This is a genomic window from Stenotrophomonas muris, assembly GCF_052751275.1.
On sequence record NZ_CP199879.1, the window covers coordinates 3,684,356 to 3,700,133 of the forward strand.

Annotated in this window: 10 protein-coding genes and 2 pseudogenes; 7 read left to right on the top strand and 5 right to left on the bottom strand. The window is 62.0% G+C overall.

Annotated features, from left to right (window positions below; all coding sequences use genetic code 11):
* Positions 1-101: 101 nt before the first annotated feature.
* Positions 102-752, top strand: coding sequence for a YceH family protein (locus tag ACUVWL_RS17170; RefSeq protein ID WP_445978593.1), 651 nt, complete (start codon positions 102-104; stop codon positions 750-752).
* Between the two features lie 131 nt (positions 753-883).
* Here the strand turns inward: ACUVWL_RS17170 and ACUVWL_RS17175 are convergent, their stop codons facing one another.
* Positions 884-1,408, bottom strand: coding sequence for a GNAT family N-acetyltransferase (locus ACUVWL_RS17175; protein ID WP_014645448.1), 525 nt, complete (start codon positions 1,406-1,408; stop codon positions 884-886).
* 240 nt (positions 1,409-1,648) lie between these two features.
* Here ACUVWL_RS17175 and ACUVWL_RS17180 point away from each other — a divergent pair.
* Positions 1,649-2,052 (top strand): annotated as a pseudogene (locus ACUVWL_RS17180) (transposase); the annotation flags it as partial.
* Between the two features lie 123 nt (positions 2,053-2,175).
* On the opposite strand, the gene ACUVWL_RS17185 reads toward ACUVWL_RS17180, so the two are convergent.
* Genes ACUVWL_RS17185 through ACUVWL_RS17195 form a run of 3 tightly spaced genes read right to left on the bottom strand, consistent with a single transcriptional unit; the run spans position 2,176 to position 9,270 of the window.
* A complete protein-coding gene (locus tag ACUVWL_RS17185) occupies positions 2,176-2,742 on the bottom strand; it encodes a DUF4304 domain-containing protein (RefSeq protein WP_080052954.1) in 567 nt (188 codons plus the stop codon).
* Positions 2,739-6,620, bottom strand: a complete 3,882-nt coding sequence (locus ACUVWL_RS17190; RefSeq protein WP_312556888.1) for an RHS repeat domain-containing protein — start codon at positions 6,618-6,620, stop codon at positions 2,739-2,741. Before ACUVWL_RS17190 ends, ACUVWL_RS17185 begins: the two co-directional genes overlap by 4 nt.
* 13 nt (positions 6,621-6,633) lie before the next feature.
* Positions 6,634-9,270: an RHS repeat domain-containing protein gene (locus tag ACUVWL_RS17195; protein ID WP_289213838.1), complete on the bottom strand. Its 2,637-nt coding sequence runs from the start codon at positions 9,268-9,270 to the stop codon at positions 6,634-6,636.
* Positions 9,271-9,774: 504 nt separating this feature from the next.
* Here ACUVWL_RS17195 and ACUVWL_RS17200 point away from each other — a divergent pair.
* Both ACUVWL_RS17200 and ACUVWL_RS17205 read left to right on the top strand, forming a co-directional pair.
* Positions 9,775-10,158: pseudogene (locus tag ACUVWL_RS17200) on the top strand (hypothetical protein); the annotation flags it as partial.
* 504 nt (positions 10,159-10,662) lie between these two features.
* Positions 10,663-11,019 carry a hypothetical protein gene (locus ACUVWL_RS17205; protein WP_014645445.1) on the top strand — a complete coding sequence of 119 codons (357 nt, stop codon included), beginning with the start codon at positions 10,663-10,665 and terminating at the stop codon, positions 11,017-11,019.
* Between the two features lie 532 nt (positions 11,020-11,551).
* Here ACUVWL_RS17205 and ACUVWL_RS17210 read toward each other — a convergent pair.
* Entirely contained in the window at positions 11,552-13,528 is a 1,977-nt protein-coding gene (locus ACUVWL_RS17210; RefSeq protein ID WP_445978594.1) for a UvrD-helicase domain-containing protein, read from the bottom strand.
* Between the two features lie 99 nt (positions 13,529-13,627).
* Here ACUVWL_RS17210 and ACUVWL_RS17215 point away from each other — a divergent pair, with 99 nt between their 5' ends.
* From ACUVWL_RS17215 to ACUVWL_RS17225, 3 genes are all read left to right on the top strand, one after another.
* The gene (locus tag ACUVWL_RS17215; protein WP_046427660.1) at positions 13,628-14,299 is read left to right on the top strand and encodes an SEL1-like repeat protein; all 672 of its coding nucleotides are present in this window, start codon (positions 13,628-13,630) and stop codon (positions 14,297-14,299) included.
* Positions 14,300-14,498: 199 nt separating this feature from the next.
* Entirely contained in the window at positions 14,499-15,068 is a 570-nt protein-coding gene (locus tag ACUVWL_RS17220; protein ID WP_235650296.1) for a hypothetical protein, read from the top strand.
* A gap of 9 nt (positions 15,069-15,077) precedes the next feature.
* A complete protein-coding gene (locus tag ACUVWL_RS17225) occupies positions 15,078-15,698 on the top strand; it encodes a thymidine kinase (RefSeq protein WP_005421101.1) in 621 nt (206 codons plus the stop codon).
* The last annotated feature ends 80 nt before the right edge of the window (positions 15,699-15,778 follow it).

Here is a 15,778-nt window from a genome sequence, read left to right on the forward strand (position 1 = left end):
GGATTCACCGGCAATCAGATATACCGGCGCATTTTACCGGCAAAGCCGGCCCCGGGACGGCTATGCTTGGCGGTTGACCCGTTGCCCTTCCGGAGGCCGCCATGACCGATTCCGCCCAGACCCCTGACGTCCCCCTGCTCGACGCCGTGCAGGCCCGCCTGCTGGGCTGCCTGGTGGAGAAGGAGGCGACCACCCCGGACACCTACCCGCTGACGGTCAACGCGGCCCAATCGGCGGCCAACCAGAAGACCGCGCGCGAGCCGGTGATGAACGTGGACGCTGGCAGCGTGCAGCACGCGCTGCGCCAGCTGGAGGCGTTGGGCCTGGCCCGCCAGCACTTCTCCTCGCGCGCCGATCGCTACGAACACCGCCTGCAGGCCGCGCTGGACCTGACCCGGCAGCAGACCGTGCTGCTGGCGCTGCTGCTGCTGCGCGGTCCACAGACGCTGGGCGAGCTGGTCACGCGCAGCGAGCGCTTGCACCGCTTCGCCGACACCGACGAAGCCCGCCATGCCATCGAGCGCCTGCAGCAGCGTGCCCTGCTGGTGGTGCTGCCGCGTGCCAGTGGCCAGCGCGAAGACCGCTACATGCACCTGCTGTGCGGTGAAGTGGATGGCGCGGCGCTGGCGGCGAAGTACGCCAGCAGCAGCGGCAGCAGCGATGCGGCCGAACCGGGCCTGGCCGAGCGCGTGGCCCAGCTGGAAGCGGCCGTGGCCGAGCTGCAGGCACAGCTGGCCGAACTGCGCGGTTGAGGCAATCTACTGGGGTCGGATCCCGCAAGGCGGGCTCTGACCCCAGTGCTATCCCGGGTTGCCGGCCAGCGGCCGGCACTACCGGATGTCCTGCCGATGCAGTGCAGACCAACTGTCGGCACCCACTATGATCAAACCTCGGCCGCGCCCGGCGTGGCATACAGCCGGCTCGGGCTGTCCACGCCCGGCAGCTGGATCACCCCGCGTTCCTGCATGCCCAGGCCCAGCAGGATCTTTCCGGACACCACGTTGTCCAGGTCGGTGATGCCATACAGATCGTGCAGGCCCAGCGCTCCGCGTGCATGCGCGAACACTGCCCGCGCCGCCTCGCCGGCATAGCCCTGCCCGGCAAATTCCGAAAGCACCGCATAGCCGATATCCGGCCCCGGCAGGCCATCCCGCCGCACCAGCCCGGCATTGCCCAGCCAGGCACCGTCGGACAAGCGCTCGATGGCATACATGCCGAACCCGTTCAACGCATAGCTGTGCAGCACCCGCAGCGCGATGTACTCCCGCGCCTGCGCCTCACTGCGCACATCACGGTCGCCGATGAAGCGCACGAAGCCCGGATCGTTCAACAACGCCAGCATCTGCACGGCATCACGCTCCGGATCGATCCGGCGCAGCCGCAGACGTTCGCTTTCAATCGGATGCACGCCCAGACCCTCCAACAGAAAGCCCGATTGTGCCCCAGCCCCCGGCTGTTGCTTTTGATTTTCTCTGCGTTGCCGCGGTAGGACGCGCCCGGAATCCTTCAGAGGCCGGGTGGGGCGGGTTCGCGGGGGTACCGGCGCCATGGATGGCGCGAAAGAGGATGCTCTGAACAACTACCCGGGTAGTGCCGGCCGCTGGCCGGCAACCCGAGAGACAATGCGGCTCATGTTGAGGAGCCATCCATGGCATTGCATGAGATCGCCTCGATGCGGTTGTTCGCCCGGCCCGGCGGTCCTGATGCGATTCCGGATGAAACCAAGATCCTCAATGTCCGTCGTCTGCTGGAGCTACACGGCCTGGCGGCGAAGATGCTTGAAGCGGTGAACGCGCACCTGCCCGAAAGGGCCAGAGCCTGCGCGCAGGCACGATCGTGGATCGCCTCCATCATCCACGGGGCAGCTCAACCAAGAACGCCGCAAGGGCGGGAGATTCTGAGATGCACGAGACCCGCAAGGGCAACCCGTGGTACTTCGACATGAAGGTCCATATCGGTGTAGATGAGTTTTCAGGCCTGGTGCATCACGTGAAGTGTACTGCGGCCGATGTCGGTGACATGACGGTCACCCATGAGCTGCTGCATGGCAAATAAGACTGGGTGTTCGGCGACAGTGGCTATACCGCCGCAGACAGGCGTGCTGAGCAGCACGTATGGAATGTCGGGATTGTCCAGGCGGCTCTTATGTATTTCCTGCTCGACTTTACAGAACCTTCAACCGATATCACACCCAATCCTTCGTGCAACTTCCATGGATCTATCACTCCAGTCCCCACGCGCTTTCTCATGCACCTTACGAAGAATAGCGCATGCACTTTGAATGTCCCCGCCTTGGCATTTGAGGATCGCCAGATAGATCTTCGGCAGGGGGTAATTTCCATGTACGGCTTCCAAGAATGCCTCCATTGCCTCTTGAGTTCGCGACCTTTCCAAGAAAGGGAGAACATGTGTTCCCAGTGTCATGGCGACGTTCTTTGGAGTTTGGTCATCATTCAGAGGCCACCAGAGATCGTGATTGTTGACTATCTCTCCAACGCGAGCACGCACGATGCAAAAGGGCTCTTCCACAAATCCTTGAGGCTTGTAGCCCCATGCTTTCTCGAAGGCGTCGACTTGCAACACACCGGCATTAATCGTCGCAGTATCGCCAGACTTACCTACCTGAATATCAATAACCTCAACAATTGAATCAATCGTGCGATTCCAAAGTGCGCCCTTTCGGTTGAATCCAAGGGGTGCAAGGACCTCATCTGTGCGCGCAATGAGTTTCTTTATTGTCATGGCTTTTTAAATTTATCCGGGTCGTAATAGATGACTCGTGCACGCATGCCGAGCTGCTTTTCGTAATTTGCAGTTTGCCGAGCGCCCGCTGCCATACCAGAAGGTGTATTCGGCTTCAACTCGAGGATTCGACCATTCGGTGTGACTGCATCAGGTTTGTAGACCTTACCGTCAGCTCCAATCATTCGCGGCTCAGACTGCCAGCCAGGTTTCGCTGCAATCCTTTGGGCTAGAGCGGCGTGAGCTGCGCGTCCAGTTGCAGCGGCAGCATTCTCTCCGCCGCGCGTAGCCCGAACAGCAAGTGTACCCCCAGTGGCAGTGCCCGTCACACCAGCTGCGTCAGCCGCAACGTTCGCTGCAGTGGCGACTGTTCCTGGGTTAGCGAGGGCTATCATGCCAAGCTCCCACACGACGGGAGCTGCCATTGCAGCTGTTACGACGAATGCGGGTATGATAAAGCCAGGGTGATCGAAAGCCTTAGAATCCTTAGCAAATGTATCGCTAAATCTATCACACGATGGGCACCGGCCATCTGGGTCCCTGAATCTGTACGGATTGTTGTAGGCATAGACATAGCGGTTGAAATGCCGCATGTCTCCGTGATCCAGTGCTGTAACAGGATCAACCGACAGAAATCTACCAATGACGGGTTCGTAATAGCGCCGCCCCATGTAGATTAGGCCTGTATCTGAATCCGCAAGATGCCCTGAATAGCCCGGGATCTTTGCGCTAGGTGCAGCATCTACTTCACCATACGGCGACCAGAAGTGGCGCGTCAGCACAATACCGTTGGCGCCGCTGGTCGCCGTTAGGGTATTGAGTGCATCGTGATGAAGATAGGTGAGCGTGTTGCCCGTGGCGGAGCTGGTGCGAATGGCCAGCAACCGCTTGCCGAGGTAGATGTAGTCGGAGGTTTCCTCGCCCTCGGTGGATTCGATCAGCTCCCCGCCCACCAAGTACTGCCAAGTGTGGTCTAGATTTCCGACCGAAAGATCCGGCAGACCTACATCGCCTCCAGGGATGGACACCTCCCAGTCGTGGGCAACATTTATCAACTCCTTGCCTGAGATGGGCGGGGCAGTGGGTACTGAAGAATGTGCACGCCGTCCTGCTCCATCGTAGAAGTACTTCTGCACATCTCCCACTGAACGGAGCTGGCCGCCTATATCGTAGGTGAGCGCCTGACCGTTACGCGTCACCAGATTGCCCGCAGAATCGTAAGAGAAGCCAGAGACGCCATTGCCACCGGGGTCCCGCAGCAACTCCAGGCGATTGCGGGCGTCGTAGTGGAACGTACGCTCCCGCTTTCCCGGCAACCGCATCGAGACGATGTTGTCCAGCGTGTCATAGCCGAACGTGTATTGCCCACTGCCACCATAGGCTGGAGCACTGGCTTGAATCAGCCGGTCGAGGCGGTCGTAGCCCAGGCTGATCGTCCCGGAGTCGCCGCGCACGCCATCGCGGATCTGGGTGATGTTTCCTGCTGCGTCATAGCTATACTTCAGATCGATCACACCACCGTCGACGATACGGTCGGTCAACTGTCGCGCGTTCTCGATTACGCCACGTACGATGCCGTTGCCGTAGGTCAGCGCGGTGGTTTCGCCACTGGGGGCGTAGGCGACGTTGCTGGCGAGCACGGCGCCGGTGCCATCTTGCAGCTGTACGGGCTGGCCCAAGGCGTTCAAGGACTGCCGGACGGAGTAGCCATCGGGATAGTCCGTACGGATGTGTTGCCCCATAGGGTCGTAGCCAAATGCCAGGGACCGGGCGCTAGCGCTACCCACCACACGGCTCTGACTTGTCACCGCCCCGAGTGAGTTGTAGGTACGAGTGGTGACAACCGCAATCCGATCCTGATTAAAGACCTTTTCGATCTTCAATTGGCCAGTCGGGGTGTACTCAAGCTGTTGATCCCCAAGACCATCGGGATATACAACAGCCTGCAGACGATTGCTGGCGTCGTAGTCACGCGAAACACGGCGAGAAGCAATCTGGGGCGCGTCGCGATTGCATTCCGTCACGCTGGGCAAATCCAGCCCGGTTGCGCTCCAGGAGAGATTCCCCGCCGCGTCGTAGCCAAATACGCTCGACCCAGTCTCAGGTTCGATGACCTTGCACAGCCGGAGGTTGTCGTCGTAGACGTATCTCCGGGCAACCGTCGGGGCCGGATTGTCTGGATTGACGGGCACGACAGGAGCGGCCTTGGCGGTGGCAACTGCCGTGGCAACCGCGTCGCCGGTGACCGAGAGCGTAAAGCGGCTCGTTCCGGCACCGATTGGCACAACAACGGAGCCGCTGGCTCCACTGCCTACCACCGAGCCGCCATCACGCTTTAGCTCCGCGCGCGAATCCGTGGCCGACCAGACCAAGGTGATGTTGCAGGTCTGGGCATCCGATGCAATCTGGCACGTGGCCGGAGTTGCGGAAAGCGTGCCACTGGGCGCCTCAGGCACTACAACTGATCCGGAGCCGTCAAGGGTGTTGTTGGGTTGTCCAACGGGGGAAATTCCATGGACATAGATCGGTTGCCCAGCCTGCAGGCGGCGCTGCTCGTTGCTCATCTGAAGCGAGAAGCGATGATTGCCTCCAGCCTTGCAGGACGTAGCCACGGCCGGCTCACTCGCCAAGTCGGCCTTGCCGGTCAGGAAGATCGTCCCACCACTGCCGGCGGCTCCACCGGTGTAGGCATGAATGTCAATCGACGAATCAATGCCCGTCGAGCACGCCCAGCCTCGAATCTGACCGTCGCTGGTGACACCATCGATGTTGCCGATTACCTTGGACGGCGGCCCGTTGACCGTGACCTGAACATTGTCGCTTTCCCGACCAAACCATTCTTTGCCCTCTTCCAGCAACCGCCATTGGAAGCTGTAGACACCTGGCAATGAAGGAGCTACCACGTCGAATTCAAAGAACGCAGGCAGCTGTGGACTGACGTCATTCGGCATTGGAACCCGCGCCCTGCCCCAGCGGACATTGTCATTGGGATTCCAGGACCCCAATGCATAGCCCGCCGACGCCGACCACGTCGTGTTACCCGTGTTGGTGAACTTCAGCTTGACTCGATAGGTCCGCCCGGTCTCCATGCTGGTCGGGACCTCTTGCTCATACATGACGCCGCGATTGAGCCTTCCGGTCGTCTCAAAGATCTGCTCGCTGCTGGTGCTACCGAAGCGAGCACCATTCCGGTTCATTTGCCATTGGAGCGTTGTCGGTCCGTTTTCACTGGCCGCTACTCCGCTGAACGCAAACGTTGCTGTGCCACCAGGAGCCACGTCGTGGGGTACGGCAACCTCGGCAATTCCGAGTTTCGTGGCGCCGGAAACGTAGCGCTCGGCCTGACCCAGTCGATAGCCTTCCCCTGCTCGCCACGTTGTGTTGCCCGTGTTCCGGAAGGTGACAGTACCGCTGAACGGGGTTCCTCTATCGGCCGAATTAGGCCAGCTTGCGGAAACGTACTCCGCGCCGTCAAATGGGGTTGGCGGTGCCGCCACCGTGATCGTGATCGTGGGTGAGATCAGCTGTCTGTAAGACTCATTGCCGTTGAAGTTGCGCACGCCAAATGCCTTGTAGACATACTGATACGTACCCGCCGACAGGCCGTTCTCGGTATAGGTCCCGTTCGGAAGTCGGGAGATCACTTGGCCATTGCGCGTGAGCTGTATGTCTTCCAGATACTCAGCTTTGGGGCCAGTGCTTGTGACGCCACTTTTGAGCTGCAACTGATAGGTTGCTGGTGCCGTGTAGGAGATTTGGGCTGGCCCAGTGAGTTCAATCCAAGCGTCAGCGTGTGCCACCTGGCACAGGAAGATGATCATCAGCCCCAGCAGAACCGCCGCGGCCATGCGCAGTTTTTCAGTGTTCACGAATGCCATCCTTGACGTGGTTTCAGTTTGCGGACTGGGCCACTTCGGTAGTGAGGCCAAATGCATTCCGTTTTATGCTGACTTTGCTTCCGTCGGCACGAATGATCTGCGCAGGCCGTTCATAGTCCGGTCCTTCAAAGGCATCAAACCGGGTAATCGTCTGATGGCCGAGCGGATCAACGACGGTAGTCGTAGCATTGCTGCTGTAGGCAATGGTCGTGATCAGCAGGCCTTGCTCGCTGTCCTGGGCCGAGGAAGTTTTCCTCCCAAGTGCGTCGTACTCAGTCCAGGTGCCGGTCGCCACATTGCTATCCTTTGAAGGGTAGGAAGTGAAGATCGGGCGACCCTCGCTGTCGTAGCTGTTCCTGACCCACCGTTGGGTCCCCGCGATGTCGTTTGCATCGTATTCGCGCACCAGGAGCGGCTGCCAAAGCGCATCGAGATAGGTTTCCTGACGCCGCGCCCCTTGAGCGTTATCGACTCGCCAGTGTCCCGGCGAAAGGCCGTACTCATCGGCCGCGACCTGCTGGAACGAGATGGTTGTCTTGGTCCACTGGTTCTCATCGACTGGTGGCTGGACCTCCTTCACGCGACCCATCGAATCGTGCTGATAGGACGTGGTCCTCTGCAGCGCATCCGTGGTTGAGGTGATCCACCCGTTTCCGTCGGCCGACATGCTGTTGGTGGTGCCATCAGGATTGGTGACCAGTCGCGGTACACCCCGATACCAGTCCTGGATTTGGGTCGTATTTCCCTTTCCGTCACGCACCGTACTGATCGTGCCATCCGCGGCATAAGTCACACTCTGCAGTAGCGCTCCAGCGCGATAGACGGCATTCGGCTTGGCCATGGCGTCATAGCTATATCGCGTGGTGACCTTCCCGGACGCAACCTCCTTGACGCTCAACACCTGATCCAAGACCCAAGGGTTGGGCGTATCAAGATGCTCTCGTATCTCGGCCTTGGATCCGGAGGGGCCAGTGTAAGTCACGCGTGCCGGACGGGCATTGCGATTGAAGTCGCTGTAGACCACGCGATAGGTATCGCCATCCTGACTGAATTGGCTCTCGCTCAGCGCACTCAGCGTGCCCGCCAAGAACTGGCCTGACTGAAGTCCAATTGACCGTCCTACCCGGACGGCAAACGGACCTGTCTCGGAACCAAAGGTGTAGGTGCTTAGCTCATCACGTTGCACCTGGCCGGCCGCATCCAGAATCTGCTTTTGGAGGAGCTTTCGTTCGTTCAAGCCCGGATCTGCGCCATAGCGTTCGCGAATCTGCGTGCCATCCGGCTTGGTCAGGCTGGACCAGCGCCCACCTCCCGGCAACTGCAGGTTGTAGCCTCGCGTACTCACCATCGAAGGCAGTCCGGGCCCCATGATGCTGCGCTTCTTCAAGGACCATGCATCGTAATGCGACGGAAGGAGTCCGTTGCAAGGATCAGAGCGGATAAACAGCTCCATTTCAAAGTCGAAGATGCCTTGAGCACCTGACGGAGAGGTTACCGTCATCTGCGTGGGTGGAGGGGCATTGCCCGCGCGGATCTCGCACCCGCCCCCATCGTCACCGCCACGCAAAGGAAGGCTTGATTGAAGCCGCCCGCGATGACTGTAGGTCCAAGCAGAGCCATCCGGGAGTGTCACTTGGGACAAGCCGCCGTCATTTCCCTCCGTATCGCCCACATAGGCATACCGCCAAACTCGCCCATTGGCCGTGACTGTGGTCACCCGGCCGTCGCCATCGTAGCTCAGGTCAATCCGGCGTCCATCGCTGGACTCAATCCTGGTGAGCCGGTACCCGTCGTAACTATAAGACACCCAGTTCCCATAACGATCCTCAACACGCGATGCCAGAAGGTAGACGCGCTTACGCGCCATCATGCGACTCCCGGCCTTGGCTGTGGCGTAGGGCTTTTCCGCTCCCCAGTCAAAGAAGTACTTCTTGCCATCGGGCGTATGCCCCACGAACGCCTCGCCTGGGTATCCGTTGCGCGTTGCAGACAGACAAGTGAATCGCGCTCTGGACGCTGTCATCCACTTGGGTACCTCAAGGCCTGGCGCAGAGGCATAGGACGGGTCATCGGCAATCAGAAGTTCCTCGCCGGTTCCGCCATTCCACTTCACATCGATGCCAAAGCCGATGTCGGTGTAGCCCCAGGTCTCCAGCAGCAAGGGCGCGGTGTTGACCGAACAACGCTGCGTGGTCTGAGCCCCTTGGTCACCCGTGATCCATCCAGCGCCTTTGGTCCACACGCCCGACATATAAGGCACGACGATTTCCCAATCATCGAACAGTGTCAGACCCTTGGTCTCGCTATCGCGAAATCCTCGGTTAGTCGCCTCCACCGAAAAGCGTCGAGCGACGCTCACAGGAAGGTCAAAATTGCCGGGAATGGACACGTCCTCAATGAAGAACTCCGTACTACCGTCGAAGCCTGCGGTCCGATCGCCAAACACCTCATCGGTAGAGATAGCGGCGAGCGACTGCGCGCTCTTTATCCGCTTCTCATATTCTTGGTAATTGAAGAGCCCATCTTGCGCCGAAGCGTGGAACCCAGCCCCCAACGTAAGCGCTGCGCCCGTGATGATCGAGCAAAGTCGCGAATTAAGATAATTACTACGGGGGGATTTTCCCTCCCGCCTGTCCTTGGCAGAAATCATCTTCGCTACATCCTTGGATAAGGAGTGAAAGGAAAATCAGCTGCTGTTTGAGCAAAGAACTACGCCTATAGCTTCGCGTTGTCAAACCCCTATTGAGCGGAGCTGTAATGACCCACTAATTTTCCGATCAGGAGCTACGGCAATCTCCTACGGATTGGCCGCAGCCAGAAGTGAAACATCCTCTCAACCTATTCCGAGGCGATCTCGTGAGGAATTCACGATTCATCAAATTTCCTGCTGCACTTCCGCAAACCGATGCGCCAAAAACGCCACCAGGCGTCTTTTGCCTGCTCATCCGGGTGATGCGGCAAGATCGGGAGGTTGAGGCTCTTCTACAATCGCCAGCCATATCGGAGTGAAACCCTTTTCATCAACACCACCCCATCAGATAGCTCTCCATAGGATTTGAGCTCATTAACTGACGCGTCATGCCAGGTCGCCCCCGATGGCACCCGACCCCACACCCACTATTGTGCCAACCCCCACACGGACGAGGCGGCACACATGCCCTATATCGGAATCGGACTCCACGTACTGGCAGCCATCTACTTCGCGGTGCGCGCCATTCGCTCGGGCCAGAGCCTCTACTGACTCATCCTGCTCTTCTCGTTTCCGCTGCTCGGCAGTGTCGTCTACTTCCTCGCGATCTACTTCCCGGAAGCCCGCAACTCGCGCGGCGCCCGCCAGGCCATTCGCTCTGCCAAGCAGTTGATTGAGCCGGGTCAGGACCTTCGCAACGCTCGCGCCGAACTTGCGCGCACGCCCACCGTGCAGAACCGCGTTCGCTTGGGCATGACGCTGCTGGATGCCGGCCAGGCAGACGAAGCCAGGACCCTGCTCGAGCAGGCGGTCAGCTCGCCATTGGGCGACGATCCCTACATCCTGACATGCCGTATGGCTGGAGCTGATCAAAGCCGCGCTGAAGAGGTGCTGAGACCAAACAGTCTCAGGCGCCCCTGTCGCATCCGCCTCGTTTATGACCCCGCCGGGCGGATGTCGACAGTCCGCTGGCATCCACAACCAACATCGCCGATAGCCTTGCAGCGCTGGGCTCCGGCCCCGTTACACCATATGCAACGATTCTGAAAATGTTGAAAGTGATGACGGCATCGGCCCTACTGCATTGGCATCACGCATAGGTCCGCGTATTCCTTGCCGTGCCACCGAGCACTGGTGGTCGGGATTCGAAACCCCGGTTGTGTGGATGTTGTTTGCACGTTGCCAGCCGGCACCGCCTCGTGCGGTGCCGGCTGGCAATCCGTCGGCCGGCTATGGCGGGCGATGCGTGGAGGCCTAGAGCCTGCCCGGTCATCCACACACGGGGTTTCGAACCATGCATCGTCCGCCACCTTTATCGGTGGCGGCTTCTGCCTGCACGCAAGGAGCCCAGCCATGACCCAGCCCCACTCCCCTGCCCCGCACCCAATCCACGACGTGCCCGCGAACGGGCCGGCGCTGGATCCGAGCACCCTCATTGCCCTGCTGCACAGCATCGGCTCCGGCGCTGCTTCCGATGGCCAACCCTGGCCGGAACGGCATCAGATGCCCGGCCGACGATTGGCCCTGGCCGACACCGACTGTTCGTTGGCGGGCCTGCGCGTGGTGCTGGAGATCCTGCTGGCCGCTCAGCGCGCCCGCGAGAACGGCGAACTGGAGCAGTACGTCGGCCCGCGGGTCATGGAAGGTCTGATCATGGCCGGGCTGGGACTCACCGCGCACGCCAGCACGCGCCTGCAGCCGGAGGGCTGAGTGGTGCGGCACCCTTGGGTGGCGATGGCGCTGTGCCTCGCCCCAGTGATTGCGGTACCGCGCCAGTGGTCGGTACCGTCCATACCCTCACCTCTCGCGTTCCAGAGCCTCTCTGGCGTGCGCTATTCGCAGCTGCGTCGCCAAGCGGTCCAGTTCGTGAAGGCACAGCCGAGGCAGGGATTCCAGCTCGTCGAACGACATGCAGACGGCGCTTTCCGGATTCACTGCAGAGACGTTCCAGTGCTGTGGTTGGATAGGCGCTCGCAGCATTTGCTGCTGCGGGTTTCACTGGATGCGAAACAGCGAGCGCCCGACGTTCTGCAGTTACGGGCGCTGCTGCAACGACAGATGCATCCATTGGACTACCTGGAACAGGTGCTTGCTGGCGTGCCGGAGCCTGTTTTGATGGATCGGGTGCGGTGGATACTTGCCGGTGGGTGCCCGATGGGGCGCGATGTGGCACGCAATAGTCGAGCGTGGCTCGACTCTAAAGAGGGAATGCTGCGCTCAACGAGGAGTGTTCAGACCCCACTTAGTCGAACAACGCCTCGATCGCCGCCAACCCGGCACTTGCCCGCTCCTTCTTCCGCGCCGCATCCGCCACCGGGTCCGCGCCATCGCGCTGGATCTCCTCGGCCGGAATCTCCTCGAAGAACCGGCTTGGCTTCAACCGCACGTGCTCGCCGAACTTGCGCGTCAGCTTGCTGTAGCTCATCCACAGCTGGATCTTGGCGCGGGTAATGCCCACGTACAGCAGGCGCCGTTCTTCCTGCAGGTTGCCCTCGTCCAGGCTGACCTGGTGCGGCAGCACGCCGTCCTCGCAGCCGACGATGAACACGTACGGGAACTCCAGGCCCTTGGAGGCATGCATGGTCATCATGCGCACCTGGTTGCCGCCCTCGTCCTTGTCGCTGCGCGACAGCAGCGCCAGCTGGCCGGCAAGGTCGGCCGCGGTTGCACCGCGCGGGCCGCCCTCGAACCACTGCGCCAGTTCCTCGATGTTGTTGGCACGGCGCTGGTAACTGGCTTCTTCCTTGGCCTGCTGGCGAAGTTCGCTGAGCAGGCCGGACTCCTTGGCCACCTTGCGGATCATGTCGCCGGAACTGACCTGGCGCATCTGCGCACGCAGGTCGCGCAGGATGTCGGTGAAACGCGCCAGGCTGTTGGCCGCACGCGGCGGCAACTGCTGCAGGGCGCCGATCGCCTCGGCGGCCTGCGCCATCGGCATGTCTTTCTCCTGCGCCAGTTCGGCCAGCCTGGCCAGCGTGCCGGCACCGACATCGCGCTTGGGTGACTGCACCGCACGCATGAACGCGGTGTCGTCGTCCGGGTTCACCAGCAGGCGCAGCCAGGCCAGCGTGTCCTTCACTTCCTGGCGCTCCAGGAACATGGTGCCGCCGGTCAGGTGATAGGGAATGCGCAGTAGCTGCATCGCCTTTTCCAGCGGGCGCGACTGGAAGTTGCCGCGGAACAGGATGCAGAAGTCACTCCACGGCACGTTGCGCGATTGCGCCACGAAGGCGATCTCGGCGGCGACCTTCTCTGCTTCGTGTTCGCTGTTGCGGCATTCCCACACGCGGATGCGTTCGCCGTCAGCCTGGTCGCTCCACAGCTTCTTCAGGTGCTCGTGCGGGTTGTTGGCGATCAGCGCATTGGCCGCACGCAGCACGCGGTTGGAGCAGCGGTAGTTCTGCTCCAGCTTGATGATTTCCAGCGCGGGGTAATCACGCCCCATCTGCTGCAGGTTTTCCGGGTTGGCGCCGCGCCAGGCGTAGATCGACTGGTCATCGTCGCCGACGCAGGTGAAGTTGCCCTTCTCACCGGCCAGCTGCTTGAGCAGGCGGTACTGCGCGTCGTTGGTGTCCTGGCATTCGTCCACCAGCAGGTAGCCGATGCGCTCGCGCCAGGCCAGCGCGATCTCCGGGTTCTCTTCCAGGATCTGCACCGGCAGGCGGATCAGGTCGTCGAAGTCGACCGCATTGAACGCGGTCAGCCGCAGCTGGTAGCGCTCGTAGACGCTGGCCGCTTCCTTCTCGCGGTTGCTGCGCGCGGCGGCCATCGCCTGTTCGGGCGACAGGCCAGCGTTCTTCGCGCGCGACACCAGGTTCTTCATGTCCTCGATGTCATCGGGCTTGGCGCCGTACATCAGGTCCTTGATCTGCGCGGCGGCATCATCGGCATCGAAGATCGAGAAACCGCGCTTCAGGCCCACGGCGGCATGTTCGATCTGCAGGAACTTCAGGCCCAGCGCATGGAAGGTACAGATGGTCACCTCGTCGGCGTCCTGCTCGCGCAGGCGCTTGGCCACGCGCTCGCGCATTTCCTTGGCCGACTTGTTGGTGAAGGTGATCGCAGCGATGCGGCGGGCCGGGTAGCGGCCACAGCCGATCAGGTGGGCAATCTTCTCCACGATCACGCGCGTCTTGCCGCTGCCGGCGCCGGCGAGCACCAGCAACGGGCCTTCGACGTGCAGGACCGCGGCAGCTTGGGGAGGATTCAGACCGTGCATGGGGACAGGATTGTAGCGGGGTGCCGGCAGGCCCACCTGACTTGCATGGCGCCCGCCCGTAAGGTATTGAATCGGCACCGGAACACAGGAGCGTGGTCCATGTCCCCGACTGTCATCGCCCGTCCGCTTGCGGCCGCCCTGCTCGGCCTGCTGGCCCTGCCTGCGGCCGGGTCCGGCCCGCCGCCGCGCACGGATGCCTATGAAGCGATCGTGCTGCAGTCGCACGAGTTCCTCGTCTACCATCCGGACCTGCGCTTCCGTGGGCTCGGCATGCAGGCCCGCGAACGGGGCCGCCACGAAGAAGCCCGCATCGACTTCCGCAATGCCGCGCGCTACGGCGACAAGCTGTCACAGGCAGCGCTGGCCGACATGCTCTGGAACGGGCAAGGCGGTCCGGTCGACCGCGCCCTGGGCTATGCATGGATGGACCTGGCGGCCGAGCGCGGCACCGAGTGGCTGGTGGTACAGCGCGAGCGCTTCTGGGAGGCGCTGTCCGCCGACGAGCGCGAGCGCGCGGTGCGCGAGGGCCGCGCGCTGTATGCCGAGTTCGGCGACCCGGCGGCGACGCCGCGGCTGGAACGTGAACTGCGCGCCGGCAGCATGCAGCAGACCGGCAGCCGCGCCGGCTGGAACGGCGCCATGCGCAGCCAGGGCCGTGGCGATGCCGGGCCGCGCGTGCTGCAACCGGAGAAGCACCAGCTGGCCCGTTACTGGGATCCGGTGGCCTACCGGCAATGGCAGGACGAGGCGTTGGCGAAGTCGGGGCGATGACGTTGGTTTTTTTTCCATGGCCATGGCCAGGAGGGCGATCATGAAGGCGAAACACGCTCCACTCTGCCTGTTGCTGCTTCTGTCGACGGCCGCTGCCGTCGCCGCAAAGGAATGTCCGGTTGAGGCCCCGCGACGGATTCCGCCCACCGTCCTGACCGGAGGGTTTTTCGATTCGCACCCGGACCTCTTCTGGCGAAGCATGGCCCAACGGGCCGAACAGGATAAACAGCCCGCCAGGGCCCTGGTCTACTACAAACGCTCGGCACGCTACGCCGACAAGTTCTCCCAGGCAATGGTGGCAAGGCTGTACCAGGCGGGTATCGGCACTGCGCCGGACCCGGTGATGGCCTACATCTGGATGGACCTGGCCGCCGAGCGCATGTACCACGACTTCCTGGTCCTGCGGGAACACTACTGGGCACGCCTTGATCCGCTGCAGCAGGCACAGGCGATCGAGCGCGGCCAACAGGTATACGCCGACTATGGCGACCGCGTAGCCAAGCCCCGCATGGAACGGGCGCTCAGCGACGGGCGCCGGCAGATCACCGGCAGCCGCGTCGGCTACGTGAGCTCGGCCCTGGTCGTCGTGCAGCGCCGCGGCGACGAGCAGGGCATCGCAACACCAGGCAACATCGTCTACGACAACGACTACTGGAAGGCCGCCGACTACTGGTGCCTGCAGGACAACTACTGGCGGCCAGCGCTTGCGCCCAGCATCGAGATCGGTGCACCGCAGCAGATCCGCGACGGCGGGCCGGGTGGCGACTAGAATTGGCCGATGGCCAAGCTCTACTTCTACTACTCGGCGATGAACGCCGGCAAGACCACTACCCTGCTGCAGAGCGCACACAACTACCGCGAGCGCGGCATGCGGGTGGCGATCCTGACCCCACGCCTGGACGACCGTGCCGGCGCCGGCGTGGTCGCCTCGCGGATCGGCCTGCGCGCCGATGGCATGGCCTTCGACCGCGATACCGACCTGCAGCGCTGGGTGGAGCAGGATCTGGCGGCCAACGGCCCGATGGGCTGCGTGCTGGTGGACGAGGCGCAGTTCCTGACCCGCGCCCAGGTCTGGCAGCTCAGCGAGGTAGTCGACCAGCTGCGAATTCCGGTGCTGTGCTACGGCCTGCGTACCGACTTCCGCGGCGAGCTGTTCGAAGGCAGCCAGTACCTGCTGGCCTGGGCCGACGAGATGCAGGAGATCAAGACCATCTGCCACAGCGGCAAGAAGGCGACCATGACCGTGCGCGTGGACGAGCATGGCCACGCCGTGCAGGACGGGCCGCAGGTGGAGATCGGTGGCAACGAGCGCTACGTGTCGGTCAGCCGTGCGGAGTTCAAGAAGATCACCCGCGGCGAAGGACGGATCGATCCGGCGCAGGCACCCCTGCCGCTGTAAGGGGTGTTCTTTTGCAGGGCTTGCAGCCCTGCACCTGCTCAACGCAACGGCAACGGCCAAAGCCAAAGCGGCATTCTGCG

What these genes read in the sequence shown, in the direction of transcription:
- ACUVWL_RS17170 (WP_445978593.1), top strand. Translation starts at nt 102, where the DNA reads ATGACCGATTCCGCCCAGACCCCTGACGTCCCCCTGCTCGACGCCGTG.
- ACUVWL_RS17185 (WP_080052954.1), bottom strand. Translation starts at nt 2,742, where the DNA reads ATGACAATAAAGAAACTCATTGCGCGCACAGATGAGGTCCTTGCACCC.
- ACUVWL_RS17190 (WP_312556888.1), bottom strand. Translation starts at nt 6,620, where the DNA reads ATGGCATTCGTGAACACTGAAAAACTGCGCATGGCCGCGGCGGTTCTG.
- ACUVWL_RS17195 (WP_289213838.1), bottom strand. Translation starts at nt 9,270, where the DNA reads ATGATTTCTGCCAAGGACAGGCGGGAGGGAAAATCCCCCCGTAGTAAT.
- ACUVWL_RS17205 (WP_014645445.1), top strand. Translation starts at nt 10,663, where the DNA reads ATGACCCAGCCCCACTCCCCTGCCCCGCACCCAATCCACGACGTGCCC.
- ACUVWL_RS17210 (WP_445978594.1), bottom strand. Translation starts at nt 13,528, where the DNA reads ATGCACGGTCTGAATCCTCCCCAAGCTGCCGCGGTCCTGCACGTCGAA.
- ACUVWL_RS17215 (WP_046427660.1), top strand. Translation starts at nt 13,628, where the DNA reads ATGTCCCCGACTGTCATCGCCCGTCCGCTTGCGGCCGCCCTGCTCGGC.
- ACUVWL_RS17220 (WP_235650296.1), top strand. Translation starts at nt 14,499, where the DNA reads ATGGCCCAACGGGCCGAACAGGATAAACAGCCCGCCAGGGCCCTGGTC.
- ACUVWL_RS17225 (WP_005421101.1), top strand. Translation starts at nt 15,078, where the DNA reads ATGGCCAAGCTCTACTTCTACTACTCGGCGATGAACGCCGGCAAGACC.